This window comes from Kitasatospora sp. NPDC087861 (genome assembly GCF_044742585.1).
Taxonomy (GTDB): domain Bacteria; phylum Actinomycetota; class Actinomycetes; order Streptomycetales; family Streptomycetaceae; genus Kitasatospora.
Window position 1 is genome coordinate 1 of the sequence record NZ_JBIUUS010000054.1, and the last position, 26,699, is coordinate 26,699.

A 26,699-nucleotide genomic window follows, 5' to 3' on the forward strand; every position below is an offset into this window, starting at 1 on the left:
ACCCCACCCACCACCCACCAACCCCCGCACCACCCCACCCACCACCACAAACCGACGCACAAACACCAAAACCCCCAGCAGCGGTCACCCAAATTTGGGTGACCACCACCAGGGGCAGAAGCAGCAGACGATCAGGTGAGGACGACGGCCACGACGGGCGGCTGCGAGTACGAGCAGCGCGACGATGGTGGTGTCGATGGCTCGTCGCAGGCCCTTGTACTTGCTTCGGGCCAGCTGGGACAGGATCACCACCTGGCTGGACAGCTGCTCGGTGGTGAGGTCGGCCGCGAGGTCGTCGGCGGTGCAGTTGGCCCAGTGGAGCCAGGAGCCGCGCACCTGGCCGTCCAGGCGGGGGCGGACGACGAGCAGCACCATCACCATGGCAGCGACGAGGCCGGCTGCTCCGAGCGCGACCAGCGCGGTTGCCACCGGCGGGAGGTGTCGGCTTGGGGCCAGGGCGACCAGGACGGCAAGTGGCAGGCCGAGCGCGGCCGTCAGGGCTTGGGCCTTCGCCTCGGCGCGGGCCAGCTCGTTGGCCACCGTGGCGTGTGCTCGTTCGTACTGGGTGTTGGTGGGCCTGACCACCGGCTCCTGATGCTGCACGGTCTCCTCCTGGGCTGTGGTGCGGCCGGACAGGACTTTCCTGTCCGGCCTGGGTGGTTCTGCTGCCTGCGTCACCCTGAAGACCGGGTGCGCGGAGCGTGGTGCGTGCGCCGGTGTCAGAAGGCCCAGGCGATACCGAGCTCGTCGGCGTGGGCGCGGAGGTCCGGCGTGATGTCGCCGATGAAGCCGAGCTTCTCCTCGGCCTGACGCAGCAGCCCGGGCCGGTCGTCGTCGCCCGCCTTGAGGGCGTTGGCAAGGTGGGAGGCGGCGGCCGTCAGCAGCCCGGCTTGCTCGAAGCTGTGGTCCTGGATCAGGAAGTCAGCGGCATCAATCACGAGTTGGACCAACGTGGCGGCGTCGGCCGCGGTCGGATCCGATGGCACTGGGTTGCGGTCGAGGCTCGCGAGGTATGCGACCGCTCGGCCGTAACGGTCGGCCAGGACGGCGAAGGTCAAGGGGGTGGTCGTCATGGGCACTTCCTCCGTCACGGTTGTGTCGGCCGGGTAGCCGAGGCCGAGCAGGGGTGGGTCCTGCTCGACTTCGAGCGCCCGGTCAGTCGAGGGTCCAGCGGGTCGTCGGGGTGGACTCGCCCTGGTGGACGGTGGCCAAGTGCGCGGTCAGGCCGGCGCGCCCTCCTTGGCAGACCAGATAGCAGCGGGGGCATCCGTGTGACCACTGGTCGTCCTTCGGCAGGCGCCAGGGCTCCAGTTGGGCCGGGCTGGGTGCCCCCCAGAGGGGGGCATGGGTCGGTCGGCTGGTCACGGCAGCAGGTGGACGAGCGTCTCGACCAGGGCCAACGGGACGCCGCCGTCGCGGGCGGCCTGGTCGGCCCTCTGCAGCAGGGCACGGATATGGCGCTGGTCGAAGGAACCGGGGTGGGTCAGCTCGGCATCGATGACCCGCGCCACCCGGTCGTACAGCTCACCGGCCGCGTCGAGGGCGGCGGACTTCTCGAACTCGTGCGCCGGGACGTCGGCGAGGAAGTCGGTGCACTCGTCGCTCGCCCGGCTGACCAGCTCGTGGACGGCCGCGTGCACGAGCTGCGGCGCGTGTGCGGCGGCGGCGATGAGGCTGCCGGGGATCTGGGTGGTCACGGTGTGGTCCTCTCGTTCGGGTTCGATGGTTGCCGACGGTTCGTCAGCGGGTCGTCCGCTTCGGGACATTCAGCCGTCGGCCGATGTGGTAGTGCGGATTGCCGGTGCGGCTGTACGGGCACACGTAGGCGACGCGGTCCAGGTAGCCGGGGTGCTTGTCGGCGAAGTCGCGTCCGGCCTGCTGCGCGTCGGTCTTGTTGCTGTAGTGGGCCTTGCCGTTGCACGCCTTGGCGCGGCTGACGCCGGGCTTGCTCCTGCGGATCGCGGTCTTGCCCATGTCTGTGTTCCTCTCGCTCGTGCGGTTTGGTGGTGTTGCCGCGGGCCGGGTCGGCTGGGGGCGATCGGCGGACTTCGGCGGCTCCCTTGGCGGGATCTGGGGGCCGCCTCGACTCGCGGCGGGCGGTCAGGGGGCGTCGATGCTGGTGAGCAGGGCGCTGACGGCGGTCAACTGCCCGATGGTGGTGGCGGCGGGCGGCCAGGCCGCGGCGGCCAGGAAGGTGCCGGGAAGGCCGGCGAAGGTGTCGCCCTCCCGCTCGCGGTCGGCGAGCAGCTGCTCGCGCAGCCCCTCGGTGATCCGGGCGTAGGGGGCGACGAGTTCCAGGACGGTGTCGGGGTTGCTGATGTCGTACCGCGACCCGCCGGCGAAGACGTGGTCGACGGGCTGCTGCTCGCGGCCGCGGTCGTCGTAGACCTGAGCCCAGTAGGTGGCCAAGGCCTGGTCCCACCCCACGCGGGCGCTGCGGCCGGCGGGGGCTCCGTCGAGGAGGTCGAGGTGGTGGACGGACATGCGCTCCTCCTGTTCTGCGGTCCGGGGTTCCGGCTCCGTCCGCGCCGTCCGGAGGTGTGGTCCGGGCGGCACGGGCTAAGCCAGCTGGGCCCGCTCGCTGTCAGGAGTCCGGGGAGGCGGAAATGGCGACCTTCCAGGTATCCAGCAGGGGCCAGGCCGGCGCGTCGTGGACGGCTCCGCGGCAGGCCTCCATGCGTTGCGTGGCGGCGGCCGTGTCGCTGGAGAAGGCAGCGCGGACCAGCTCGGCGCGCTCGGTCTCCGTGAGGCTCCAGACGGTGGCCCGCACGAGGGGGCGGGCCTGGAGGCGCGGGCCGTTCGTGATGTCGCAGGTCGCCATGTCACTGGCGAAGAGCGCGTCGGCAGCCCACTGGCGGAGCTTGTCGTCGGTGTCCAGGCCGAGGCTCTGGATGGAGGTGTGCGTCACGCTGTACATCGGTCTCTCCGTCAGCTGGGCCCGGCGGGACGGCGGTACCGCCCCACCGGGCTCGGGTGGGGGCTCAGTGCTGCTGGCCGGTCCAGGCGCCAGCGGCGGCGTTGCCGCTGGTGCGGGCCCGGGCGGACAGGTCGCGGGCGTCGGCGGCCCGCTGGGGGTCCTGGGCGGCGGCGTAGGCCTGGCGGGCCTCAGCGTGCAGCTGCTGGACGGTCTCGGAGATGCCGGCGGCGGTGTTCTCGGACATGGGTCCTCGTCTCTCGTCGGAAGGGGGTGTGTTTCGGGTGCCGGAGCACTGCCACGTGCGTCCGGGTGGTCGGGACCACCGGTCCCGACAGATAGAACATTACCAGTTTTAGAACTAATCGGGAAGGGTGACGTCCCGTCGACCTTCCGGGGGTGGGAGTATTGGGCCGCCCTGGCCTTGGCCTGGGCAGGCCGGGGGCGAACCCGGCCCGCGGGTGCCGTCGGCGCCCGGCGTGGGCCCCGGGGTGTCTGCTTCATCCCGGGGCCCTTTGCCGTCGTCAGGCGCCCTGCGTGATCCCCGGTGTGCGCTCGGGGCTGGGCTTGGGACGGCGGTCGTACCGGTCCCGCGCGACGGCGAGGCGCTTGGCTGCCGTCGACTTGGGCCTCCCCGTTAGCAACATCGCCTCTGGGAGCTTGACCGTGAACCGGCCCCCGCGCTGGACCAACCGGGTCAGCAGGAGGTCGATCTCGGTCTCGATCTCGCCGATGCTGGAGACCTCGCCGTCCGGCTCGTCCTCGCCGGTCTCGGCCGGGACCTGGTCGGTCTCGGGCTCGGAGGTCCCGCTCCCCTCGGTACCGGAAAGGGGAGTCCCGTTGGTCTCACGGCGCCGAGTCTCGGCGGTCCAGGTCTCGGAAGCGATGGTCTCGGTCTCGGAAGCGGTGGTCTCGGTCTCGGAAGCGGTGGTCTCTCCCGCGCTGGTCCCGGTCCCGTTGGTCTCACGGCGCCGAGTCTCGGCGGTCCAGGTCTCGGAAGCGATGGTCTCGGTCTCGGAAGCGGTGGTCTCTCCGGCCCTGGTCCCGGACCCGTTGGTCTCACGGCGCCGAGTCTCGACGCCGGGGATCGTGGAGGTCTCCCTGGTCTCGCGACGGCGGGTGCCAGTCTCGCCGGTCCCGATGCTGCGGGTCTCGGTCCAGCTGGTCTCGCTGGCGGGCAGGGCCGGGGCGGGGAAGCCGGTCTCGGCCTTCCGTCGGGTCCCGGCCGTGGTCTCGCGCTTCGTCCCTCCCGAGGTACCTCCCTGGGTGTCCAGGCGCTCCAGGACGTAGGTCGCGGCCCGGTTGTACGGCGTCGTTGCGAGACCGGTCTCCTGCACGGCGAGACCGGGGAGACCGGCCGGGGAGAGACTGGGACTGATCGGGACCACCCTGAACGTGGACGGGACCGGAAGGCCGGCGCGTACGGCCTTCAGGGACCGGCGGTGCGCCAGTTTGGTCTCGGCAGCAGCCCACGCCAGTTCCAGCGTGACCAGCGACTCGTCGGTGATGGTCAGGGACCATGCGGTCCAGGAGTGCCGGGGGTAGCGGACCCATCGAATCAGGGTGATCTTTGGCCGCACCCGCGCTGCCAGTCCCTTGCTGCGCAGGTACTGCTTGTGGATCAGCCGGGCGTACAGCTCCCACAGGACCATGCCGGTAATCGACACCACCGCAAAGCTGACCGCCTTGGGGGTGGCGTGCCAGTAGGTGATCTGGTCGACCCACTTGCCGGATGCCGAGTCGAAGCTGCGGCCGGTGACCTGCCCGGAGTTATGCCAGTAGTTCATTACCGCGGCCCCGCTCGCAAAGCACCAGGTCGCGACCCGGTAGATCGTGCCAGCGTCGCCCTGCTTACGGGCTTCGTGGTACATCCAGCCCGTGAAGGTCGTGGACAGCTCCCAGGCGGCCGCGAACAAGATGGTGAACGGGAAGGCCCAGTCCAGGACGGTCTCCGCGAACGACGCCTGTCCGGTCCAGGCCACCGCCATCGGCGAGGTGATCGGGATGACCACCATCAGACGGCGCAGGTTGGCCTGCACGAAGCGCATGACCCGGTCGGACAGGGTGCCACGGTCCGCTCGCTCGGCCTGTCGGGCGCGTCGGCGGTCCGCCTTCGCCTGGTCCTTGAGCTCGCGGCGGTGGTTGCGCTGAATCGTGCGCGACATCGCACGCTCCAGCACCTCCTCGGCCTCGGCCAGGGCCCTTCCGGCGGCCAACTCCCGCTCCTTGGCTGCAGCTTCACGAGCCTGGGCCTTCGTCAGGAGCTCGTTGGCGTCGCTGGCGGCCTGGTTGGCTGCCGTGCGGGTCGCGTCGGCCTCCTTGCGGGCTGCGTCGCGCAGGGCGGCGGCGTCGGTGTCGGCATCCGACCGGCGCTGGTCGACCTCCCGGCCGACGGCCTGGCGCAGGCGGTCGGTGTCCGCGGCGGCCTGGTCCTGGAGGTTGGAGGCGGTCTGCTGCGCGGTGATCAGCGCGGCACGCGCGGTGCGCTGGGCCTCTTCGGCCTCCGCCTTCAGAGCGTTGGCCTGCTGCTTCGCCTCCTCCTGAAGGCGCCCGGCCGCAGCGGCGGCCTCGGCAAGGATCCGGTCCGCCTCCTGACGAGCGGCGTCGCGGATCCGCGCGGCCTCCTGCTTGGCCTCGGTCTCGGCGGTGCCCTTCGCGGTTGCGCAGACCTTCTCCGCTTCCTGCCGGGCCTCGGCGACCAGGGCGTCGGCCTTGTTCTGGGCCTCGGCGAGCAGGTCCTGAGCCTGCTGGTCGGCGGCCGCGAGGGCTTCCTCTGCGCCCTTGCGGTCTTCTTCGCCCGGGGCGGCGGCCTGCTCCTCGCCGGGGATAGCCGGCATGGCGCGGGGCACCCCCTCCGCCGGGTCCTGGACGGCGGGCGGGGCGGCCTGCCGGGGGGTCTTTCGGGGCCGTTTCGAGGCGGCCCGGGAGTTCCTGCTCAAGGGGTCTCCAATCGCTCTGGAAGGGCGGGATATCCGCCCCCCAACACAGAGAACATTACCAGGTTTAGTCCTGATTGGGAAGCCTGGCGCACACCGTCCGGTCGGCAGATTGCCGCCGGTGGCGTTCGTGCGGTGTCGGCTGGCTCGAGGAGAGTGCTGCCTAGGACGTCAGGAACGGCTTGGTGCAGAAGCCGGCTTCTGTGTCCCGCCTGCGGCTGCTCCTGGACCGGAGCAGCCGCACGGAAAACCGTCCTGAGAAGCCGGGTGGTGCTCGCTGACGGTGGGTCAGTCGCGTACCCGGCGCATCTCCTCGATCGCCGTGCGCAGGGCCTCCTCCAGCCGGACCGCGTGGGCGGCGGCCTGGGCGAGGGCCTTCTGGCCGTCGGTAACCTCGCGTTGTTCGGGGTCGCGGGCGTGCAGGAGCAGGGCGAGGCCCTGCTGGGTGAGGACGGGGGGCAGGTGCTCGGCCAGGGCGCGCAGGTGCTCGGCGGTGCGGGTGATCTCGTCCACGTCGTCGTAGGCGTCGCGGTCGGTGGCCTTCTCCCGGATGGTGCGGATCGCATCGGCGGCGTCGGAGGCGTGGCGGGTGGTCGTGTAGTAGCCCATGACGCACAGTCTGGTGAACCGGGCCGACCGGGTGGGGCGGGTTTGGCGATCTCCGTCCCGGGCGGTGACGGCGTGTCCGGCAGGTCGCCGTCGAGGCCTCCCCCGGAGGGGCCTGGAGGGCACCTCCGGGGGCGTTGGGCGGGGGGTGGGTGTAATGGCCGTAATGGCGTAACTGAGCAGGTCAGAGCCTGTGTGGGGGCGTAACCAGGGTGTGATCCGGCCGTACGGCCGGCGTCCCCGGTTACACCCCCGCAGCGGCCTCGGTTACGCCTCTTCGAGGGCGTCCGTCAGGTCCTGGAGCCGGTAGCCCCGAGCGGTCTTGCCGCCGACGTTGACCGGCTTCGGCACGCCCACGAGGGGCTTGAGGAGATCGCGGAGCTGGGTGCGGTTCCAGTCGCCGAACTCGTCGGGCCAGCGCTCGGTGAGGCGCTCCAGAAGGGTCTCCGCGCTGAGCGCGGCGTCGTTGTCGAAGGCGGCCGCGACCCACCCGATCCGGGCGTCCTGGTCTCCGTCGTCGCCGCCCGCATCGTGGCCGGCCTCCGTGAGGGTCGCCGCGTCGATCTGCACGATTCCGGCCGCCTGGCGCTCGACGGCGCGCTGCTTGGCTGCGACCGGCCCCATGTAGGTGCACTTACGCAGGATCGGGTCCGTCAGGCCCGGCCCCAGGATGTAGAACTTCCCGGCGTCGGCCGGGTCCCAGTCGCCCGGGGAGGGGGTGAGCCGGTGAGGTGCCCACCCCTCGGAGACCGCGGTGCTCGATCCGACGACCAGCGGCACGTCGGCGAGGCGGCAGGGGAGCATGATGCGGATGCCGAGCGCGTCGGCGATCGCGTCGCCGACCGCGTCGGCCGTCCCGTCCTGTACCAGGATCACCAACGAGATTCTGACCTTGCGGGTGATCCGGGTGCCCTGGATCAGCCGGGCCCTCTGCTTGGGCGTCAGCTGCAGGAACTCGTCACAGAACACGATGATCGCCGGGGCGTCCTCGGTGACCTGCCAGTTGTCGACGTCGTCGCCCAGCAGCCGGGTACGGGCCTGGGCGTACCGGATGATGTCGCCGATCGCCTTGTCGATGTCCGCCTTGGTGTAGGCGGTACGTCCGGCCGCGCCCCGCAGGGGGCCCAGGCCGCGCCCGGTGGGGTCGATGTCCCACGCCACGGCGTCATAGCAGCTGGTCACGTAGTCGGCCATCGTCCGTACCAGCGCGGACTTCCCGCCACCTGAGGCAGCGACGACCAACATGTTCTGTCCGGCGAGCACGACCGTCGTCGCGGTGCCGTCCATGGACGGGCCCAGGTTCACCGGGTTCAGGATGGAGTTCGACTTCGGCGCGTAGACCGGGTGTTCGGGCATCTGCGCGAACGGGTCGCTGGTGATGACCCGCAGGACCACGGATCCGGCGGCGGCGCGCTGCGGCTGCGCCATGACGCCGTTCTGCTGGACGCCGAGAAGCACCTCCAGGTCCGGCAGTTTGGCAACCAGGGTGCTCGGCCGGCCCTTCGTGAGGTGAGCCGTTGCCCTCCAGCCCCAGCGCTCCTGGGAGACATCGGTGACGGAGCCCACGGCCAGGCCCTCGGCGCGCAGGGCGAGGTGGATGCACTGCCCGGCCTGCTCCGGGGTGGCGGCCAGCCGGATCGGGTATGGCTGGCCGGTCGGCTGCGGGGCGTCGGCGCGCGGGGCGCCGGCCGGGCCCGGCGCAGGTGCGGCGGCGGGTGGTTCTGTCGGCGCCGCCGCCGGATCCCGCTGTTCGTCGGGCGCGGGGTTGCGGGCGACCAGGAGCGTGCCCTCGGGCACCGGGTAGGCCAGGCCGGGCGGCTGCGGAGAGGCGGCGCGCCAGCTGGGATTCGCGCCCTTCGCCCACCCCGCAACGGTCACGGCGGCGGCCGCGGCGGCGCCCACGACCATCAGGCCGTGGGCGCCGCCGGTCAGCAGGACCGTCCCGACAACAGCGAGCACGGTCGGCACGCACCGGCGCCACAGCCGCCGGGAGGCGATGCGGCGCCGGTGTTCGCTGATCTCCGCCGGGGTCGCGGGCAGGTGGTTTTGGTAACTGCGGGCGAGGACGGCTGCGGCCTGCTGCTCCCACTGGGCGGCGGTCGCCGTGGCGGCGAGGGCGGTCTTGCGGGCGGCGCCGTACTCGGTCGGGGTGACGCTCTGGACCCGGGAGGCGGAGGTCGCCTTCTTGGCCTCGACGTGGTGCTCCTTCGCGCGGGCGCTCAGGTTCGTGTGCTCGATGTCCTGCGCGCCCTTCCACTGCCGGTGGCGGCCGTTGAGGAGGTCGACGGCCACGTACTCGTCGCTCAGGTTGTGGCCAGTCAGCCAGGCGCCGCGCTCGGCGGCCAGGACGCGCAGGCCCTCGCGGGTGTGGGCGCGCTGCCGTTCCCACCACGGGAGCGGCTGGACCGGCCGCGGGCCGGGGTGGTCGTCGTCGAGGAGCTCGGCGTCGACCACCTCGTCTTCGTCGGGTGTGTCGTCGGGGGCGGGCTTGTTCAGCGTCACCGACACGTCGAGCTGTCCTTTCTGGTCGTGGGTCAGGAGCTGACGGCGTGGTTCAGGGCGGTGAGGAGGCTGTCGCCGCCCGTGGACAAGGCGAGGTGGGAGTAGTAGGCGACAAGGGGGACGGCGGTGAGGGCGGCCCCGTTGACCACGCCCGCCATCAGCTGGCGCTTCGGGCCCTTGTTGAGGCCCTTCCAGGCGGCGGCGCCTCCGACGGCGACGACGAACAGCAGCAGGGAGCCGCCGTTGGAGAGCGGGATCGGCTCGACGCCGTGGTACTGGGTGGTGGAGTCCGCGCCGGTGGCGCCCCAGAGGGTGAGCTGTCCGCCGTAGACGCTGGCCTGGTAGCTCAGCCAGCCCAGGCCGCCGAGGATGCCGCCGGTGCACAGGCCGCCGGTGACCCCGACGACGTTGCCGACACCGAACGGGACCAGATCCGTCACGTTCTTCGAGCCGGCGATGAGCTTGCCGATTCCGGTGACCTTGACGACGCGCCACGTGGTGAGGCCGAGCACGGTGGCGTAGGTGCCGAGGGTAATGTCCATGGGTTTCAGTTCCCTCCGGTGAAGACCTGGACAGTCCAGGTCGTGAAGTCGGTGATGGCGGGGATGTTGAGGACGCCGGTCAGGACGGCGACCCAGGCGGCCAGCCGGCGCAGGGGCGAGACCGGCGCGAGGGTGCCGTTCTTGGCGGCGTGGATGCGCCAGCTGGCGAGCGGCGCGATCAAGGCCAGGGCCTCGATGGTGTTGCTGGTGGCCTCATTCAGGCCCGCAGCGGCGGAGGCGTACCAGGCCGCGCACACGGTGGCGGATGCGAAGGCGACCGGCCGCAGCGGGAAGAGCACGAGTACCGTGGCGGCGACGGGGACGCCGTAGTGCGCCCCGAGTGGCTGCAGGTACCAGGCCGGGACGACGGCCAGGCCGGCGGCGACGGCGTTCTTGCCGAGCTGGAGCCAGGACCAGTCCCACATCGGCTCGGGCGGGGCGGGCGGCTCCACCACGTAAACCGGGACCGGGACCGGGGCGATGACCTCGACGGGGATCGGCTCGCCGGGGCGGAGGTTGCATCCGCCGCAGTTAGGGCTACTGCCGGGAGCGCACGGCGTGCACGGGGGTAGCGGCGGCGGGGGCGGAGCGGTGAACGTGCTGGGCGCCGGGGGGACGTAGGGGACGGTCCTCGGCGGCGGGACGTGGGTTCCTGGGCCGGGGGAGTCCTTCACGGTGGTGACGGGCTCGGGCTCGATCACAATGATCTGCGGTGCCGGTTCGGCTTCGGGGAGCGGGTCGATGATCTCGGCGTCGGCGATGTCCTCGATGACTACGGCGTCCACGATCTCGCCGGTGTGCGTGGCGAAGACGGTGTCGAACAGGTCGGCCGGGCTGGTGGTCTGGTCGGTCACCGCGGCCACCTCCGGATCAGCAGGTAGCAGCCGTAGACGATCAGCGCGGCGTTGAACAGGAGGAACAGCGCCGCAACGTACTCCAGCGCCCAGCGCGCGAAGTCGGGCATCCTGGTGTCTCCCTTCGGTTCGTGTAGCGGATCGGTGGGGTGGGCCGCCCGGCCGTGCCTGCAAGCTGGGGCCGGGCGGTCCGGTGCCGTCGCGGACGGCGGTCGGCATCCGTGCTCGGGCCGTGGGCCCGAAGGTCCGGAGCTCCCCGTTCGCCCCCGGCCGTCGGCTGATGCCGGCGGACGGGGGATCAGGGCAGCCACGGGCTGCGGATGGTGCTCCTGCGGCAGGCCGTGCCAGGGCCCCGCAGGCTGTTGTCGAATCAAGGAACCGCGCTGCCTTGGCCGTCCTGATGGGGAAGCGACTTCCGGGCGCTGGGTGGTGCGGATCAGGTGCGCTGACCGATGGCTCGGTCGGCGCCCACTGACGGGGCCGCTCCAGCCCGCGAAGGGGATCGGCCCGGGGGTGGGCGTCGATCAAGATGGCGACGCGTACGGGGGTGCGGCGGACTAGCCGCTGTTGGAAGTGCGCCTGGCGTCGGCCTGACGCGCCCACCTGAGGGCGAGGTCGGCCTGGTTCAGCACCGGCGCGTCCGGCGGCCGGAACTGAGCGACTCGGGGCGGGCACTCGCCGGAGGGGGTGCGCCTGGCGTCGGCCTGACGCGCCCACCTGAGGGCGAGGTCGGCCTGGTTCAGCACCGGCGCGTCCGTCACGCGGCGCCGCCCGGCAGGTCGGGCCAGGGTCCGGGGCGCCCGAAGTTGCGCCGCACGGGCTCGCTGCTCCCCTCCCCGTAGGGGTCCTGCTCGGGGGTGAGGGGCACCCGGCCGTCGACCGGGACGATCTGCCGCTCGGGGCGGGTGTCCGTGGAGGCGGCGGTCGGGCTCGAGGTGGCGTAGCGGGTTTTGGTCATGGGCTCGGCGGCGGTCGCGGACGGGCTGGCGCCGAAGCCGAAGTAGGACCGGATGCTCATCGGGCACCTCCAGCGATGCCGCCGTGGCGCCCGGTGTCGGGCAGAGCTGTCAGACTGTTCACGGGTCAGCTCCCTTCACGTTGGTGACCCTGTTGTCCAAGGCCGGCCATGCCCGGCGGGCCTTGGTGACTTCTCGAAAGGCCCGCCATGCCCGGCGGGCCTTTCGTTTTGCCTACTCAAGGGCTCATTGCCTAGCCCTTGTTGTCGAATCATATTGCCTAGACAATGTGCGGACAACGAGAACTCTTGCACCCCGGACGCGATTGGTCAAGGGCTATGGCGCATGTTGTTCATATTGACTAGACAATGGGCGTCTGAGCAGGTAGAACAGACTCATGTCACCTAGCAACCAGAAGCAGCAGCCGCTCTATCTGCAGATCGCGAGCTGGCTCCGCGCCCGCATCGTGCCGGGCCAAGCCGGCCCGGCGGGGGCTCTGGACGACGACCGCCTCATGCCTGGCGACGCGCTCCCGACGGAGAACGCTCTCGCCGAGCAGTGGAAGACCACCCGGACGACGGTCAAGCGCGCTCTGGAGGTGCTGATCAACGAAGGGCTGATCTACGCCGACCGTCCGCGCGGGCACTTCGTGCGCTCGCGCCAGCCCATGGTCTACCGTCCCCAGGCCGAGTTCCGGAAGCGCCCGCTGAGCCCGCAGATGGACTCGTTCATGACGGACATGGTGCGGGAGGGGCGCACGCCCGGCCAGACCATCACGATCGAGATCCTGCCGGCGCCCGCCGCCGTCCAGGAGCGCATGCACCTGAAGGCCGGCGAACTGGTGGCCGTGCGGCGTCGCATCCGCCTGCTCGACGGCGACCCCTACCTCACCAACGACTCCTACTACCCCCTGGCCATCGTCCAGGGTTCCGAGATCATGAACCCGGCGGACATCGCACGCGGAGCGAACCAGGTCCTGTCGGAGCTGGGGTACCACCAGGTCGACGCCATCGATGAGTTCGAGTGGCGCATGCCCACCCCGGATGAGGCTGGCCGACTCAGCATCCCGCCGGGCACGCCGGTGGCCGAGCACATTTCCACCGGCTACACGGCGGACGGGCAGGTCCCACGCGTGGTGGTCAACTGCCTGCCGGGCGACCGGATCAAGATGCTGTTCGAGCGGCGCCGGCCCCGGCTCGGCAACGAGCTGACGGTCTCGGCAGCCTCGCCGGACGATCTCAAGACGGTGGTCGAGCTCTGGGAACACGCCGCGTCCTGGCTCAAGGAACGAGGCATCGACCAGTGGCAGTACCCGCCCCGCACCGAGCGGATCCAGGAGAACATCGCGGCCGGGCAGTGCTACCTCGTCTGGGACGGCGAGGTGCCGGTGGCGACGGTCACCGTGGACGAGCACGCCGACACCGAGTTCTGGACGAGCGAGGAGGCAGCTGAACCAGCGTTCTACGTGCACCGGATGGCGGTCCGCCGGGACGCGAGCCGCCAGGAGCTGGGCAGCGCGATGCTCGACTGGGCGAGCAAGCTGGCCGAGGAGAGCGGCAAGCGCTGGCTCCGGCTGGACGCGTGGAAGTCCAACGAAAGTCTCCAGGCCTACTACCGGGCCCGCGGCTTCGAACACCTGCGAACCGTCGAACTCGAGCGCCGAGGATCGGGAGCCCTCTTCCAGCGGGCTGCAGGGGTCACACGCGGCGTCGGTCCGCTGCTGAAGATGGCAGCAGCGGACGCCGTACCCGACTGCGACTGAGCCGTGGCTCCGGCATCACCGAGGAGCCCGGCATCGACTTACACCCGACGGCGAAGGCCCCGACCGAGGACGGTCGGGGCCTTCGCCGTTCGGTAGGGCGGCGTGGGTTTGGGCCGGCGGATCCCGCAGTCGCCGGGGGTCGTCGTGACGACCCCTCTGGGGGGTCGTCGTGACCACCCCTCGAAGGGTCGTCACGACGACCCCTGCAGGGGTCGTTGTGACGACCCCCCTTCTTCTTACTGGAGTTCTGGGTAACTGGAGTACTTCTCTCCGTACTACAGCTGACTGTTCCAAGGGGTACGGAGGCAGCCGGATCTGATGCGCTCACACACCTGGATGGGAACCGATCAGCCGCCGCCGGATCGCGCAGCTCGCCGGATAGGGTGCCGTGAAGGCAAGAGCCCCGACCAACGGCCGGGGCTCGGGTTGCCGGCGGGAGGACGAGTCCCGTAATCGGCAGCTGCCGCTCACACTCACGAAGGACGACGGAGCGGACATTGCAGAGCGTAGGCGATGGCCTCGGCCCAGACCACAACGGTCGCCCTGAAGGTCAGCTGGAGGCGGTCTTCGCACCGCAGGCCTGGCGCGCCAGGTTCAGGGAGCTCATGCTCCAGCACGCAGAGGATCTGCGGGGCCTACCGACCGCGGACATGCTGCTCGTCGGATACGACATCGCGACCGTGTACGAGATCGGCGAGGGGTCAGCCGAGTACGCGACCACCCCCCGCAAGGGCGCAGCCCTGCAGGATCCGCGCCGTCGCGCGGCTCTGGCGGAACTGACCAACAAGGGCAAGGCCTCCGTCGCCAGGGCCCTCAAGCTCCTCGTCGCCGCCGACCTGGTGTACGAGGAATCCGGAGGGGACGTGAACAGCCGTACCCGGTACGGCCTGGCGATCCCTCGGGTGCTCCCTGTGGCGGAGATCCTGCGCTGCGCGAGCGAGCTGGGCATCAACCTCAGCGCCCGTCAGCGCGACCTGACCAAGGCGACCGCCTACCGGCGCTCCTACGCCGCGCTCCGGGATGCGGGTGTCGAGATTCCTGGGCACCGTCATGACGCCCAGCCGCCCTGCGAGGGCGAGGTTCGGTACGACAACGTCACCGCGCTCGGCGAGCGGCGTGCGGATCCTCAGCACGCAGGCGGTGCTGTTCCGGACGGGCGGATCGACGGCGACCCACGGGGGGTCGTCGCGACGACCCCCGCTCCGGTTGGAGAGGATGGGAGCGGAGACGTGCAGGACCTGCGGTACCCGGCCATGGACGCCGGTCCGAACGCCAACCAGATCCTCTGGGAGATCCGGCAGAAGATGGCCGACGCCCAGGAGGCCAGACAGGCCGGATCTGGTCGTACGACGGGCCGCAGCGCCAACTAGCATGAGCCGACCAGGCGACCATCGAGGAGATCCACAGTGACGGGCAACGCTGTTCTGCTCCTCCGCTCCTACCTCCCGCCCGAGTACCAGCTGCACCTCGTGGAGGGGACCCGGGCTGCGGGTGACCCCTCCTGGTGGCACCAGTGCGACCGTTGCCCGATTCAGGTTCAGGGAGGCCTAGCCGGCTACCTGGCGCACTGCAGCACCGTGCACTGGGACCAGGAACTCCCCGGCGTCGCACCGGAGCCGGTAAGCGCGCCCCCCGGCGGGCTCTTCACGGGGATCATCCGCACCTCCCGTACGGGTGCTCCGGAGCAGCTGGCTCTCTGGTAGACGTGTCAGCGATTCGTTGACACGTGTCAGGGGCCTGTGCCCGCTGCTCCTAGCCGGCCGAGCCGTAGTGGTACTCGGAGATCGCTCTCTGCATGGCGGTCGTTGCGGCGGGCATCCAGCCGGTCGACGGCCAACGCCGCCAATCTCGCCGCGGGCCGGGCCGTGAAGAGGAGCTTCTCACCGCAGCGGAGCCGGTCCTTCCGACCATCCTCCGATAGCCGCACCACGAGCTGGCCTCCGCCCACCCGCGGCGTGAACGTCGGAGCGGAGCCTTCCGTCGAGAGCAGACTTCGGTGGTTGCTCGCCGTTAACCGGCGCTGCGCGGCACCACGATGCGCCCCCATGCTCGTAGGTGGTCCTCACGGTGGCGCATCGCGGCACCACGCATCAGCCGGCTCCCGCGTGTAGTCGCCACCTGGACGAGGTCCTAGCCGTGGGCTGCCGGGCTCCCGTTCGGGGTGGTCAGGGTGAGCCAGCTGCCTGTGGTGAGAGAAGTTCGAGTGGTGTTCGGACTTTTTTCCCTGAGCCCTCCCCGGGCCGTCGCCCCCGTTTGCTGGTACCCGAACGACGATCCCGAACCGCCCGAAGCTCGACGTTCAGCACCACCAGGTCCACCCCCGCAGGCGTGTTGTCCGAGGACGGTGCTCGCCCCCGAAGTCCGCCCCGACGGCGACTGGCCACCTGCACCGGAACCAACTGCCCAGGGAGGGCCGCCAGGCCCGAGTGGTGAACGCGGGAGCTTGCGAGCGCGTTCAGGGCAGGCGGTAGCTGGCGGGTCCAGCGCCGCCCGGGCGCTGGCGGCCTGCCGGGGCCGGTCCCGGCACCGGCGCAGCGCGCCGGTCCTCCGGCCCTTGGCCGGCGAGACGGTGCCGCACGTGGTCGGAGACGTCTAGTGAGTATTAAGAGGAGAAACGCGTTTCCGCAGGTCAGGGGCCATATCGAGTGGACGATTCGTTCATTGCAGTGGACGAAACGTGCATTCACCTTGCCTATAGGCAACCTTCGGCGGTGATTCGGGGGGCGACACGACACGATTCACCCGCGCAGGGACTTGCCTATAGGCAAGTCCACGATATGGTGGTTCCCTCAGGTTGCCTATAGGCAACATCGCGAGGTGAGGAGGGGTATGTCGCGATCCAACCCGGTTCGTCTGGAGGGCGTGAACCGGGCGACAGGTGAAGTGGTCATGCAGCTGGACCTCTTCAGCGAGGAGGAGACCAAGCCCGGACCCGACAAGGTCCGCTACGACTGGAACCCTCACGCTGGGCGGCACATCAATCTGCCGAAGGCGCTCGCCCGGAAGCTGTGGCACAAGGACTCCGGGTACGACCAGAACGCGCGGGACATCTTCGGGTTCTTCCTGGCGCACTCTCCGGACGGGGCCGAGCCCCTGCGGCTGACGTTCGCGGAAATCTCTGAGATCCTTGGTCCCGCGCCGAAGACCGTGCGAGTGGCCGTCGAGACGCTCCACCGAGGGGGGCTGCTCCTGGAGGCGGAGAAGTTCGGGCGGATGCGGTTCTACCGGGTGAACCCGCGGGCAGGCTACGACGGCCCTGCGCGGACGCAGGTAGAAGCTACGAAGGACGCTCGCTTCCCGGTAGTCCCGGCTCCGGAAGCGCCGGCGAAGCCGAAGAGGAGGAAGGCCGCGTGAGCACGCCCGCTATGCATCAGGAGCATGACGCCGATTTCACCCAGGCGCTGATGCACGAGATCCTGCTGCGGACGGCGGGGGCTCCTGGCGCCGACTTCAGGGTGCTGGCCTTCTACGCCACGGCGGCCCCGCTCGGGCAGACCGTGCGGATCGTTGCGAAGTCGGTGGCCGAGGGGCTGAAGCTGAGCGAGCCGACGGTCTCCAAGAGCATCCGGCGCCTGGCCCAGGAGGGCTGGCTCGAGCTCAGCTATCGCCAGGGCCCGATCAACTTCTACCGGGTCGGCCCGCTGGTGAGGCAGGTCGTTGAGTGCCTGCAACGGCGCGAGGGCGAGGACGAGGCCGCGGAGGATCTGGCCACCGTCCACCACCTGCCGTTCGGGCGCCACGGCCAGGACGACGAGGACGAGTAGCAGGTCCTGCAGCAACGGCGGAGGCCGGTCACCTACTACGGGGTGACCGGCCTCCGCCGTTCGCGGTTGCCTACGCCGGGCTGTGGCCTGCCTCGGCTAGGGCGTCCAGGATCAGGCGGAACTCCCTGCCGTCCACGGCGCGGAGCACCCTTCCGAGCTGGACTCCGCAGCGGTTCAGGAGCGAGGCGGCGATCTCCAGGACTGCCTTCTCGCTGCTGGAGGCCTTGAGGATCCACGGCTTGTCGAGCAGGACCAGGCCGACGGCGTCCCAGTCGACGCTGGGGCGCCGGGCATCGCGGTCGATCAGGGGATGGTCGGCGGTGGCGGCCGCGAGCTCTTGGTCCCCGATGAAGCGCCGCAGCCAGTAGCCGTTGCGGTGGGCGCCCAGGAGCCTGGTGGCCGCCCTCATCTGTTCGTTGCCGACGCCCTGCAGCAGGTCCTCGGCCAGCGCCGCGCCCGAGATGTCGTTGTCGGTCCTCACCGGCACCGCGGTCTCCGTTCCCATCAAGGCCGGGGGGATCCGGCCCGCTCGCCCCCACTCTGAGGGGAGGCTGCCTGGCCTCCCGGGCGAACACGCCGAGGGTCGGCCGTGCACGTCAGGCCCTTCTCCAGCATGCAGGGATAACGAGCCCAGGCGGCGTGGACTCCTCTGAGGGGGAGGGTGCCCGCTCGGCACCCTCCCCCTCGTGACACCCCTTGTGCGCGGACGCCGGCAGGCCCCCGGCCGTAGTTGCCCCGGCCCTTCGAGAGGAAGGACGGTGCGTGCTGAGGCGTACGAGGGGTGGCCTGGGCCCGCGAGGCGAGCGAGCGTAGGACGGTGACGTCACGGGGCGATGTCTCGTCGCGCCTGGGCTCGTTATCCCCCTTGGTTGAGGGAACGCGCGCCCAAGGGCGCGCGGAACGGGTCGTGAGGGTGGGGCGGGGCCGGTGGCTCGCCTTCTACCCTCCCTGCGGGCCCGTACGGGGCCGGGCAGGCCCCGCCCCACCCTCACGAGCTGCATTTCGTCCGTACGCCCCTGACCCGCCGTCGGCAGCCTGCAGACCGTAAATGGTTCAAGCGGACGCGCTTCGCGCGGCTCCTAGAAGCAGTAGCCCGGCCCGAGCGCGAACGTGAACGTGACTGCTGGTCAGCACGCAATCACGCCGTACAGGCCCTGGAAGGCCCCTCCAGGGGCCGAACGGCGTGCGCACGGCCGATTCCTCGTGACAGCCCGTCAGCGGCCCTTCACGGGCGCAAAGCCCGCTCCGTCGCTCGGCGAGGCCCGTTTGCCGGCCCTGGTGTCAACGATTCGCTGACACCAGGGCCGGTGTGGCACGCTCCTCTCCATGCCAGTCGACCCCGAGAGCCAGCAGCAGCTGCGCGAGGCCGCGGAGGAACGGCTCCGCGCCCGGTACGGCAGCGGGCAGCCCCTGATCCCGACCCGGGCGATGAACGCGGTCCGGGGCGCATCCCTGGGCCTGGGGCTCCCGGCCGGCGAGCCCGCGCCGGAGGTGCCGGCCGGTGACCTGCTGGCGGCCCTGACCCAGGTGGGAGAGGCCCAGCACGACCTCGACGTCCTGGAGCACGACCTGATCGCCGGGGCGCGCGAGCGGGGAGCCACCTGGCAGCAGATCGCCGACCACCTCGGCTTGACCAGCCGCCAGGCCGCCGAGAACCGCGCGCTTCGCCTGGAGCGCGCGGTTCAGGCACGGGGCGACCGCTACGTCGAACGGCAGCGGGAGGACCGTGCCCGCCAGCGCAACGGCGAGTCCTGGTGCCGCGCGCACGAGCAGCAGTTACGTGCGGCTGCGGCCGCGCTGGTCGACGTCGCGGAGGCCTGGCCGTTGCTGCGGGACGCTGCCGGCGCGCCCAGGGTGCGGGCCCTGGCTGCCGCCGCCGAGGACGAGACTCGAGGCCCGGAGCTGGCGCAGCTGCTGCGGGGACTGCGGTACGCGCTCGACTCGCCCAGCGGGCAGGAACGGCTGCCTGACGGAGAGCGGACTGGTGAAGCGCTGTCGGCGCGCGATCAGGTCCTGGGGCTGCTCGATCAGCTGGCCGCCGAGCGGGCCAGGGATCCACGGCTGTCAACGAACCGCTGACACTGCGGTCCAGCTGACGGACGGTCAGGTGGGAGACTTCGGGGATGACTACCGCCCGCCGCCCGCTGAACACCGGCCCCCTGCCCGCCGAGCGCCAGGGCGAGGAACAGGCCCTGATCCACCGGCGCGGAAGCGCGGTCGAGCGGCTGCTGGTGCCGGGCCTGGTGGGCACGCCGGTAGTGCCGGTGGTCGAGCCGCAGGCCCCGCGCACTGGCCGCCGCCCGCTGGCCGGTGGCATCGACCGGAGCGGCGACCCGCGGTGACCCCGCACGAGGTGTTCACGTAGCTCGGGGCGCGGCTGGCCCAGGTGCTGGAGACGATCGGCCGCAGCAACACCGCGGCCGCCGTCGCCCGGCGTACTGCCTGACGGTTCAGGCGCTGAACTGCTGGCGGAGGCGGTCCAGCTTCTCCAGGACCGCCTCCGGTGACGACGAGCTGGCGCGCTCGGCGGCCGCCGTCGCCAGCGACACCGCCGCCACCCGGTCGAGGCCACCCAGGTCGCCGAGCGGGCCGAAGTCGCCGTCGGCGAAGGCCCGCAGCGCGGCTCCCACCTCCGGTGGCATCATGAACCGGCCCATCATCACCACGACCTCCACCGCCACGGTGCTGGACGACATCGCCACCGTGTCGCCCGGGTGGCAGCCGAGGGCTTCCACCGCGTCGGCGAACAGCTCCTCCACCCGGTACCTGATGTAGCTGTCGAGCGCGAAGCCGCCGGCCGGGTCGGTCAACCGGCGCATCGCGGTGTTCAGCTCCGCCAGCAGGTCGCGCAGGTCGTCCGCGTCGTGCCGGACGCAGGCCCGCAGCATGTCCACGGCCAGGACGTCGCCGCGCAGTTCGGGCAGGGAGGGGTTCGAGACGGTATCCATGCCCAGCCAACGACCCCGGCCACAGGCGGATACCCCGGCGACCGGATCGAGGGCATGCCCCGGGCCTGACCGGCCCGACGGACGGGTCAGTCAGGCCCCACCCCAACCTAGTGCCGGAGTGCGCGGACCCCCAGGTCGTAGGCCGTGGAGCCGAGGGCGAGGACGACGAGCGGCCACACCAATGGGGAGTCGGGCGGAACGATGCCGCTGATCAGGAGGGTGCCGACCGAGCCGTTGCTCACGACGGCAGCGCACGGAGTTGCCGCCCACGCGTGCCGAGCCGTCCTGGGCTGCCTGTATGCTCCCGAACTGTTACTTAACGCTGACATAATGGAACGGTGCGTGACTGGACTGCTCGGAGGAGGTCCCCATGTACGACACGGAAGCCGGTGCAGCGCAACCGTCGACCGTGGATACCGCAGAGGTGCTGCCCGCTGCCTACGCTCCCCGGGTCGCCCGGATTCGGGCCGCGGTGGAGTCAGGCGACGGGACTTTGGCAGCCCGGCTTACTGAAGAGCTCCGGCAGGACATCGAAGCGCGACGGGGTGCCGGGCATCCGGAGGTTCTGCGCGCTCAAGAGGTGCAGGCCCACGTCGCTGCGGCTGGCGCCGACTGGGTACGGGCGGGTGAGCTCTACGCGGAGGCCGCGGCGGCGTGGGCGAGCCGGGGCGCGTGGGAGCGGTGGACGGCCGAGCGCAATGCCGAGTTCTGCCGACGGCAGGCGCGGGTTGCCACGCCGACCCTGGTGTCGTCTCCGGCGGCCGGGGGGAGTTCGGGCTGGCCCCCGGCCCGGGTGCTGGGACGGGGGACGGTCGTCGCACTCGGCGTCTTGGCGGCGTTGCTCGCCGGAGCGGTGTCCTCGATCCCGCCCTCCCGGCCCGACGACGTTGCGCTGCCGGATCAACAGGTGGTCGCGCCCGTTTTGGTGGGTGCGCTGCAGGGCGACGCGCGACCCGCACCGATGCCGACGCCGGTTCAGCCATCGGCCACGCTCCCGGTCTCCCCTCCGCCGACGTTCGGCGAGCCCGGCCTGGTGGAAGAACCCGCGCCTGAAGGCGGGGCCGACGTCCAAGGAAGCGGCCCGGCCGACGATGGCCCGGTCCGCCCGCGCCCGGGGCGGACGCCTGCGCTTAGTGGAAGGTCGGACCACGGCGGGCCGGCATCCGCTCCCCGGCCCCAGCCGGGCCCCGTCCCCGAACCGGCCGCTCCGGCCAGCGGGGGAGGGACAGACCCGTGTGGGGCCGCTCGCCAGGTCGGTCAACTGCCCGGGTCCCTCGTGGAGCTCTGCCAGCGCGCAGCGGGGATGTCCGGCAGGCGTTCGGCTCCGCCCGTTCCCTGGCCGACTGGCCGTCGCTCGGTACCCGGCCCACCCGCAGTGCCTTGAGCCTCTGCCGGGGTGAGCGACTGCCCGGGCCCGTACTTGGGCCGGGGAGCCGTGCCCGGGGCGGCGCCGAACGGCCGCACGGTCCGGAAAATGACACCGAACGCGGAATGATCAAGACGACACAGGACGCGGAACCGTCAGAAACCCCAGCTCACAGCGTCAGCCTGTGACACCGAAAGCCCGATCCAGCGCCAACCGGCTTCCCAGAGCTGCCGATGTCTGTAGTCGGCCGCTGCCGGTTCGGCCCTGGGCCGCTCGGATGGATTAGCGGCCGTGCCTGCGCGGGTCGTGTGGCGGTTGGCATGTGTCGATCCGTGCTCACCGTTGGGGGTTCCGTGCGCTGCGCTGTCCGTGTTCTTGTCCGTCCTGCCACCGTGGTTGCGGCGGCCGTGCTGGTCACTGGCCTGTCCGCTCCGACCGTCTACGCGCAGACACGCGGCATACACCGTGGCGTGGACGGCTGTATCGCCTGGAGCTATGACCCGGGGTGGGCGACCACCACGGTCTACGTGCACAACCGCTGCGACGAGGCCCGGGTCGCGAAGATCGCGTGGAAGTGGACCGGCCTGGAGGTGACGACTGTCAGGCTCGCCAGCGACGCGAAGACGAGCGTGAACCGGCGGTCGGACCCCGACACGATCTGGGACGCGGGCAGGGCCTGACAGCTGATCGGGGCGTCTGGCCGGGTCCGCGCCGGATCCAAGCCACGCCGGGCCTGCTGGACGGCGGGCCGATCCTGTGCGGTGTATGCGGCTCGGAGTTCGCCCCGTAGGGGGTGCCGGTGTCGGTCGGCAGCCGTGAGTGCGGTGGTGGTGGTCGACAGGAACATGAACAGCCCACTGACGGGCCCGGGCCGCCAACTCGCGCCTCCTCGCCTTCGACCGGACTGCAGATCGGTCGAACGAGCTGAGAATGCTTCAGGTATCCCGAAGTTACTTCACAGGCCGGCGAAACACTCGAAGGAGGAAGAAGTCTCTGGTCAGGACCTCGGGCACTCAGCGGGGCTCAGGAGAACCCGCGGGATGTCTCACACAGGTCCGCGTGGGCGAGGCGGACGTTGATGCCCAGGGTGCGCAGTCGGTGTGCGCAGGCCTGGGCCGTGGTGAACAGCTCAGCCTGCATGCCTGCTGCACGGGCTCCGGCGACGAAGGTGATCGCGTCGTCGAAGTAGCAGACGTCCCCCGGCGCGATCCCCATGCGCTCGGCCGCCTCGCGGAAGGCGAGCGGGGAGGGTTTCGCGACGCCCAGGTCGGCGGAGGAGAAGGCGTAGTCGGGGGTGATGCCGTGGCGGTGGAGGTCGGCGTGCATGGCATCGGTGAAGTTCGACAGGACGCCGCACGGGGTTCCGGCGGCCATCACCTGGCCGAGGAGGTCGATCATCACGGGGTCGGGGCGGCCCCGGTCCGCGCGCCACGGCCCGATCGCGGAGCGTGCGACTTCGCCGCAGTCGGCGACCAGACGCCGTTCGACGCCCAGCGCCCACTCGGTATCTGTCATCAGGCCGACCTTCGCCGCCTCGTAGTCCGGGTGCTGGTAGGCGTAGCGGGCGAGCGTGCCGGGGTCGAGGCCGGCGGCACTCTCGCCCTCGGCTGCTCCCCTGTCGTCGAAAATCTGGAAGAGGCCGTGCAAGTCGAACAGCACGCCCTTGGGCTTGGTCACCGTGGTGTCTCCGTTCTCCCGTTCGCCGGGACGCGGTTTGGGGGCGGGGCGCTTCACTGCTGGTGCTGGCGGGCGTGGATCGCCTGTTCGTATTGCTCGGCATACCGGTCGGCGACGGGCGCCCAGTCGTAGACGTCCTGGACGTGACGGGCACCGTTTGCCGCGCGCCGGGCTCGTTCGCGCGGGTCGACGAGGGCCTGCTTGATCGCGGCGGCCAGCGAGACGGCGTCGTTCGGGCGCACCAGCCAGCCGGTGGCGTCGTGCCCGGCCGGGGTGATGGTGCGGGCGGGCCCGCCGGTGTCGGTGGCGATGGGCGGGGTGCCGCAGCCCATCGCCTCCAGGTAAACCATGCCGAAGGGTTCGTTGACGGCGGGGGCGACCATGAGGTCGGCGGTGTGCAGGCCGGCGGGTAGTTCGTCGTGCCCGCGCCAGCCGATGAAGTACACGTCGCGGTCGATGCCGAGGCGCCGGGCGATGTCGGCGGGGTGCTCGCCTTCGCACTCGCCCGGGTAGCCGCCCCACATCAGCAGAACCGGCGGGACGGGGACCTGGTCGCGGACCTGGCGGACGGCCTTCAGGAGAACCGGGACCTTCTTGAACTCAAGGTAGCGGCCGACCCACAGCAGCAGGGGGCGCAGGCGGCCGGTGGCGGAGTCGTGCAGGCGGGTGAGGTCGGTGTCGGTGTAGCGGATGCTGCCGGGCGGCCGACTCTCTGCCCATCCTCGGGGGTCGGTGACCAGCCATCGGCGGAGGTTGGCCATGCGCTGGTCGTCGGAGAGGTCGGCGGGGCGGAACGCGCTGATGTCGACGCCGTTGGTGATGACCGGCACCGTCTGGTCGCGCAGGGCGGGCAGGAGACGCAGTGCCAGATCACGGTCGTGGTGGGAGACGGCCACGATGTGACCGGCGTGCGGGACGGCGGCGGCGAGGGCGGCGTGCCAGTAGTCGGCGAAGCGCCACTTGGGCCACTCGGTGGTGCGCAGGAGCCGGTCCTGGTCGTCGTCGAGGCGGCCGTCGTGGGCGAGTTGCTTGAGGGTGCGCTCACGGTGGGGGTGGTCGGGGTGGAGGGTGTCGGCGAGGGCATGGGGGGTGGTGCCGAGGTGGTGGGCCAGGTCGATGCGGTTGCGCATGCCGTGGATCTGCTTGAGCTCGGTGCCGTGGAGGGTGGTGATCCGGGGCACACCGCTGTAGGCCCGGTAGGCGGCGTTCTGGAGGTGGGAGAGGTGGTGGAGGTGGAGGACGTCGGGGGCCTGTGAGCGGTGCCGGGCGAGGTGGTGGGTCCAGGCGCGGGTGAGGCGGACGTCGGCGGTCGGCGCCACGGCGGCGAACATCGGGTCGGGGCAGCCTCGGGCGCCGAGGGCGCGGTCCTCGTAGGAGGGGTGGAAGGGCAGCGGGTCGGCCTGGGGGTCCCGGCCGTCGGTGAAGCGGTGGTGGGCGGGGTTGTAGTCGTAGGGGCGCAGGTCGAGGCCGGAGTAGAAGGTGGGGGCGTGGCCGGGGTCGCCGGGCTGGCCGAGGGATCCGGCGTGGATGCGGGTGGTGAAGCCGCGGCGGTTGTACTCGCGGTTGAGGTAGCGGGCGACCTGGGCGCTGCCGCCGCGCGGGAAGAAGATGAGGGCGGTGTCGACGCTCAGGCGCATCCCGGGGTCTCCCGTTCGTCGTTGTGGTTGGGGATGACCAGGGGGAGGCCGCCGGCGGCCTTGCCCGACCACATGGGGTCGCCGGGGTGGCGCGGGGCGCGGACGGCGACCGCGAGGGCCTGGCTCAGGAAGTGCTGGTCGCGCATCGCCAGCGGCGCGGCGAGGGTGAGGGTGTGGGCGTCCCAGGTGTAGGGCACGTGCGCGCGGCCGATGGCGGCGAGTTCGCCGCGGATGCGCGCGTGGGTCAGCGGGGCGCGGCGGCTGGTGAGCGTCGTGCACCGCCCGCGCTGCCTGTCCGGGCAGCGGTTGAAGCGGGTGCAGGTCGGCGTGCCGTGGACGCCGGCGCGGTCGGCCCGGCCCAGGACGTAGGCGAGGGCGCAGGAGTTCGTCTCGAAGATCGGGTGGTGGGCGTACTGGGACGGCAGGTCGCTCAGGAAGGTCCGCATCGCCTCGGGCCAGATCGATTCCGCCGCGTGCAGGTCGAGCCCGGGGTCGGCGAGGGCGGGCCACAGGTCGGCCGCCTGGTCGCGCGCGGACGGCTTGACCTTGAGGCCGACGGAGATGGTCGCGTCCGCGTACGTGCTGGCCCAGGACAGGACCGTGCGCATCGCCTCCGGCGTGGAGTTCGCGGGCAGCGCCGGGCGCCAGTAGTGCAGGACGGGAACGGCGGCCTCGCGCAGGCGCGGGAAGTTGGCGCGCAGCAGGTCGTGGTGGATGCCGCGTTCGATGTCGCGGCCGAGGCCGGAGTAGGAGAGGTAGACGAGCACCGGCAGGCCGGCCGCGCGGGAGCACACGATCTCCCCCAGTACGGCGTCCGTCACGTGGAACTTGGTGATGATGCACACCGGGTTGCGCACGGCCCGGGCGACGAGGGCGCGCAGGAGGCCGATGAGGTGGGCGCGGGTCTTCGGCGTGGAGAGGGCGTCGGTGTAGGTGTACAGGGCGTAGATGGTGGTGGGGCGGTGACGGGGGTCGGCGAGCAGCAGGTCGGCCGTCTCCTCCGGGGTGGCGAGCTCGACGGGCCGGGTGCGGGTGAGGCCGAGGTCTTCGAGGTAGCAGTAGGCGCAGGCGGCCGGGCAGCCCACGATCGGGTTGACGACGGACCAGGTGTCGTGGACGTCGATGATCTTCACGTCGTCGCGGGCTGTGGCGGGGATGAGGTCGGCCAACGAGGGCTCCTCCGTCGTTGTGCACGCCCCGCGGTCGGGTCCGGGGCATCCCGGGCAGCGGGACGCCCCGGACCCGACCGCGGTGGCGGGCTATTCGGTGGGTGTGGGGGCGCCGAGTTCGGCGGCGAGCTTGCGCAGGTCCGGCGCGTACTCGGGGTCGGCAAGGGCGGCGGCGAACTGCGCGCGCAGGTAGGCGGCCGGGTTGCCGGTGTCGTACCAGGTGCCGTCGATGACCTGCCCGTAGACCGCGCGGCGGGTGGCGAAGGCGTTGATGGCGTCGGTCAGGTAGACCTCGTCGACCGGGTTCTCCTGCCAGCGGCGGGTGGCCTCGCGCAGCTCGTCGACGATGCCGGGGGTGATCACGTAGCCGCCGATCGCGGCGTACGACGACGGGGCGTCGGCGGGCTTGGGCTTCTCGACCAGGCCGCTGATCCGCAGGGACCCGCCCCCGAGGTCCTCCTTCACCACCGGCACGCCGTACCGGTAGGAGTCCTCGGGTGCCATCGGCATGAGCGCGAGCACCGGCGCGTTGGTCTGCTCGTACGCCTGGATGAGCTGCTGCGCGCGCGGGACGTCGGCGACGAACACGTCGTCCGGCCACAGCACCAGGCACGGCTCGTCGCCGAAGTGGCGGGCCGCGTTGAGCACCGGCGTCCCGTTGCCGTACGGGCCGTGCTGGTACAGGTAGCTGATGTGGCCCTTGCGGGACAGCTCCCCGACCTCCTCGACCGCGTCCGCGAACGCGTCCTTGCCGTCGCGGCGCAGCTGCTCGACGAGCACCGGGTTGGGGCGAAAATGCTCCTGGATCAGGCTCTTGTCGCCGTTGACGACGATGGTGATGTCGGTGATGCCGCTGTCGATCAGCTCGCGCACGGTGTGCTCGATGACCGGCCGGTCTCCGACGGGCAGCATCTCCTTCGGGGTGGCCTTGGTGAGAGGCAGGAGGCGGGAGCCGAGGCCGGCGGCGGGGATGACGGCTCGGCGGATCGTCTTGGGGGCCATGCGACCCTCTCTCATCTCGACGGGTGCTGCGCCGCGGTGGCGCGGCGGGCGGACGACGCTACCA

Annotated in this window: 28 protein-coding genes; 7 read left to right on the plus strand and 21 right to left on the minus strand. The window is 71.3% G+C overall.

Annotated elements, in window-relative coordinates:
* Positions 1-84: 84 nt before the first annotated feature.
* The 14 genes from ACIOJE_RS37965 to ACIOJE_RS38030 form a co-directional block, all read right to left on the minus strand.
* Complete coding sequence (locus ACIOJE_RS37965; protein WP_400782876.1) at positions 85-603, minus strand: Pycsar system effector family protein; 519 nt, start codon at positions 601-603, stop codon at positions 85-87.
* Positions 604-719: 116 nt separating this feature from the next.
* Entirely contained in the window at positions 720-1,073 is a 354-nt protein-coding gene (locus tag ACIOJE_RS37970) for a hypothetical protein (protein WP_400782878.1), read from the minus strand.
* Between the two features lie 82 nt (positions 1,074-1,155).
* Positions 1,156-1,365, minus strand: coding sequence for a hypothetical protein (locus tag ACIOJE_RS37975; protein ID WP_280685802.1), 210 nt, complete (start codon positions 1,363-1,365; stop codon positions 1,156-1,158).
* Positions 1,362-1,697, minus strand: a complete 336-nt coding sequence (locus tag ACIOJE_RS37980; RefSeq protein ID WP_280685801.1) for a hypothetical protein — start codon at positions 1,695-1,697, stop codon at positions 1,362-1,364. The genes ACIOJE_RS37975 and ACIOJE_RS37980 overlap by 4 nt, the downstream gene beginning before the upstream one ends.
* Positions 1,698-1,740: 43 nt before the next feature.
* Positions 1,741-1,974, minus strand: a complete 234-nt coding sequence (locus tag ACIOJE_RS37985) for a hypothetical protein (RefSeq protein WP_280685800.1) — start codon at positions 1,972-1,974, stop codon at positions 1,741-1,743.
* A gap of 126 nt (positions 1,975-2,100) precedes the next feature.
* The gene (locus ACIOJE_RS37990; RefSeq protein ID WP_280685799.1) at positions 2,101-2,484 is read right to left on the minus strand and encodes a hypothetical protein; all 384 of its coding nucleotides are present in this window, start codon (positions 2,482-2,484) and stop codon (positions 2,101-2,103) included.
* 100 nt (positions 2,485-2,584) lie between these two features.
* The gene (locus ACIOJE_RS37995; RefSeq protein ID WP_280685798.1) at positions 2,585-2,917 is read right to left on the minus strand and encodes a hypothetical protein; all 333 of its coding nucleotides are present in this window, start codon (positions 2,915-2,917) and stop codon (positions 2,585-2,587) included.
* A gap of 64 nt (positions 2,918-2,981) precedes the next feature.
* Positions 2,982-3,161 (minus strand): hypothetical protein, encoded by a 180-nt coding sequence (locus ACIOJE_RS38000; protein ID WP_280685797.1) that lies wholly within the window; start codon positions 3,159-3,161, stop codon positions 2,982-2,984.
* Between the two features lie 277 nt (positions 3,162-3,438).
* Positions 3,439-5,853: a hypothetical protein gene (locus ACIOJE_RS38005; RefSeq protein WP_280685796.1), complete on the minus strand. Its 2,415-nt coding sequence runs from the start codon at positions 5,851-5,853 to the stop codon at positions 3,439-3,441.
* Positions 5,854-6,138: 285 nt separating this feature from the next.
* Positions 6,139-6,459: a hypothetical protein gene (locus ACIOJE_RS38010; RefSeq protein ID WP_280685795.1), complete on the minus strand. Its 321-nt coding sequence runs from the start codon at positions 6,457-6,459 to the stop codon at positions 6,139-6,141.
* Positions 6,460-6,723: 264 nt separating this feature from the next.
* The gene (locus tag ACIOJE_RS38015) at positions 6,724-8,964 is read right to left on the minus strand and encodes a hypothetical protein (protein WP_280685794.1); all 2,241 of its coding nucleotides are present in this window, start codon (positions 8,962-8,964) and stop codon (positions 6,724-6,726) included.
* A 26-nt stretch (positions 8,965-8,990) separates the two neighbouring features.
* On the minus strand, positions 8,991-9,500 hold the full coding sequence (locus ACIOJE_RS38020) for a hypothetical protein (RefSeq protein WP_280685793.1): 510 nt from the start codon (positions 9,498-9,500) through the stop codon (positions 8,991-8,993).
* Between the two features lie 5 nt (positions 9,501-9,505).
* Positions 9,506-10,354, minus strand: coding sequence for a hypothetical protein (locus ACIOJE_RS38025; RefSeq protein WP_280685792.1), 849 nt, complete (start codon positions 10,352-10,354; stop codon positions 9,506-9,508).
* Between the two features lie 757 nt (positions 10,355-11,111).
* Entirely contained in the window at positions 11,112-11,372 is a 261-nt protein-coding gene (locus ACIOJE_RS38030; protein WP_280685791.1) for a hypothetical protein, read from the minus strand.
* A 335-nt stretch (positions 11,373-11,707) separates the two neighbouring features.
* On the opposite strand from ACIOJE_RS38030, the gene ACIOJE_RS38035 reads away from it, so the two are divergent.
* The 4 genes from ACIOJE_RS38035 (at position 11,708) to ACIOJE_RS38050 (ending at position 16,836) form a co-directional block, all read left to right on the plus strand.
* Entirely contained in the window at positions 11,708-13,072 is a 1,365-nt protein-coding gene (locus ACIOJE_RS38035) for a GNAT family N-acetyltransferase (protein WP_400782886.1), read from the plus strand.
* A gap of 605 nt (positions 13,073-13,677) precedes the next feature.
* Positions 13,678-14,442: a hypothetical protein gene (locus ACIOJE_RS38040; protein ID WP_280685789.1), complete on the plus strand. Its 765-nt coding sequence runs from the start codon at positions 13,678-13,680 to the stop codon at positions 14,440-14,442.
* 1,519 nt (positions 14,443-15,961) lie between these two features.
* On the plus strand, positions 15,962-16,426 hold the full coding sequence (locus ACIOJE_RS38045) for a helix-turn-helix domain-containing protein (RefSeq protein ID WP_280685788.1): 465 nt from the start codon (positions 15,962-15,964) through the stop codon (positions 16,424-16,426).
* A complete protein-coding gene (locus tag ACIOJE_RS38050; RefSeq protein ID WP_280685787.1) occupies positions 16,423-16,836 on the plus strand; it encodes a hypothetical protein in 414 nt (137 codons plus the stop codon). The genes ACIOJE_RS38045 and ACIOJE_RS38050 overlap by 4 nt, the downstream gene beginning before the upstream one ends.
* Positions 16,837-16,906: 70 nt before the next feature.
* Here the strand turns inward: ACIOJE_RS38050 and ACIOJE_RS38055 are convergent, their stop codons facing one another.
* Positions 16,907-17,323, minus strand: a complete 417-nt coding sequence (locus ACIOJE_RS38055; RefSeq protein WP_280685786.1) for a hypothetical protein — start codon at positions 17,321-17,323, stop codon at positions 16,907-16,909.
* An 839-nt stretch (positions 17,324-18,162) separates the two neighbouring features.
* Between ACIOJE_RS38055 and ACIOJE_RS38060 the strand changes: the two genes are divergently transcribed.
* Together ACIOJE_RS38060 and ACIOJE_RS38065 are read left to right on the plus strand one after the other, a co-directional pair.
* On the plus strand, positions 18,163-18,915 hold the full coding sequence (locus tag ACIOJE_RS38060) for a hypothetical protein (RefSeq protein ID WP_280685785.1): 753 nt from the start codon (positions 18,163-18,165) through the stop codon (positions 18,913-18,915).
* A 44-nt stretch (positions 18,916-18,959) separates the two neighbouring features.
* Positions 18,960-19,178: a hypothetical protein gene (locus ACIOJE_RS38065; RefSeq protein WP_280685784.1), complete on the plus strand. Its 219-nt coding sequence runs from the start codon at positions 18,960-18,962 to the stop codon at positions 19,176-19,178.
* Between the two features lie 108 nt (positions 19,179-19,286).
* Here ACIOJE_RS38065 and ACIOJE_RS38070 read toward each other — a convergent pair whose 3' ends face one another.
* Both ACIOJE_RS38070 and ACIOJE_RS38075 read right to left on the minus strand, forming a co-directional pair.
* Positions 19,287-19,784: a hypothetical protein gene (locus ACIOJE_RS38070; protein ID WP_280685783.1), complete on the minus strand. Its 498-nt coding sequence runs from the start codon at positions 19,782-19,784 to the stop codon at positions 19,287-19,289.
* A gap of 107 nt (positions 19,785-19,891) precedes the next feature.
* On the minus strand, positions 19,892-20,026 hold the full coding sequence (locus ACIOJE_RS38075; RefSeq protein ID WP_280685782.1) for a hypothetical protein: 135 nt from the start codon (positions 20,024-20,026) through the stop codon (positions 19,892-19,894).
* A gap of 1,594 nt (positions 20,027-21,620) precedes the next feature.
* Here ACIOJE_RS38075 and ACIOJE_RS38080 point away from each other — a divergent pair.
* Positions 21,621-21,830 carry a hypothetical protein gene (locus ACIOJE_RS38080; RefSeq protein ID WP_280685781.1) on the plus strand — a complete coding sequence of 70 codons (210 nt, stop codon included), beginning with the start codon at positions 21,621-21,623 and terminating at the stop codon, positions 21,828-21,830.
* A 343-nt stretch (positions 21,831-22,173) separates the two neighbouring features.
* Here ACIOJE_RS38080 and ACIOJE_RS38085 read toward each other — a convergent pair whose 3' ends face one another.
* The 4 genes from ACIOJE_RS38085 to ACIOJE_RS38100 form a co-directional block, all read right to left on the minus strand.
* Positions 22,174-22,827: an HAD family hydrolase gene (locus tag ACIOJE_RS38085; RefSeq protein WP_400782891.1), complete on the minus strand. Its 654-nt coding sequence runs from the start codon at positions 22,825-22,827 to the stop codon at positions 22,174-22,176.
* A 53-nt stretch (positions 22,828-22,880) separates the two neighbouring features.
* On the minus strand, positions 22,881-24,464 hold the full coding sequence (locus ACIOJE_RS38090) for a glycosyltransferase (protein WP_280685779.1): 1,584 nt from the start codon (positions 24,462-24,464) through the stop codon (positions 22,881-22,883).
* Complete coding sequence (locus tag ACIOJE_RS38095; protein WP_280685778.1) at positions 24,455-25,633, minus strand: hypothetical protein; 1,179 nt, start codon at positions 25,631-25,633, stop codon at positions 24,455-24,457. Before ACIOJE_RS38095 ends, ACIOJE_RS38090 begins: the two co-directional genes overlap by 10 nt.
* Positions 25,634-25,723: 90 nt before the next feature.
* Positions 25,724-26,635: a UTP--glucose-1-phosphate uridylyltransferase gene (locus tag ACIOJE_RS38100; protein ID WP_280685777.1), complete on the minus strand. Its 912-nt coding sequence runs from the start codon at positions 26,633-26,635 to the stop codon at positions 25,724-25,726.
* Positions 26,636-26,699 lie beyond the last annotated feature (64 nt).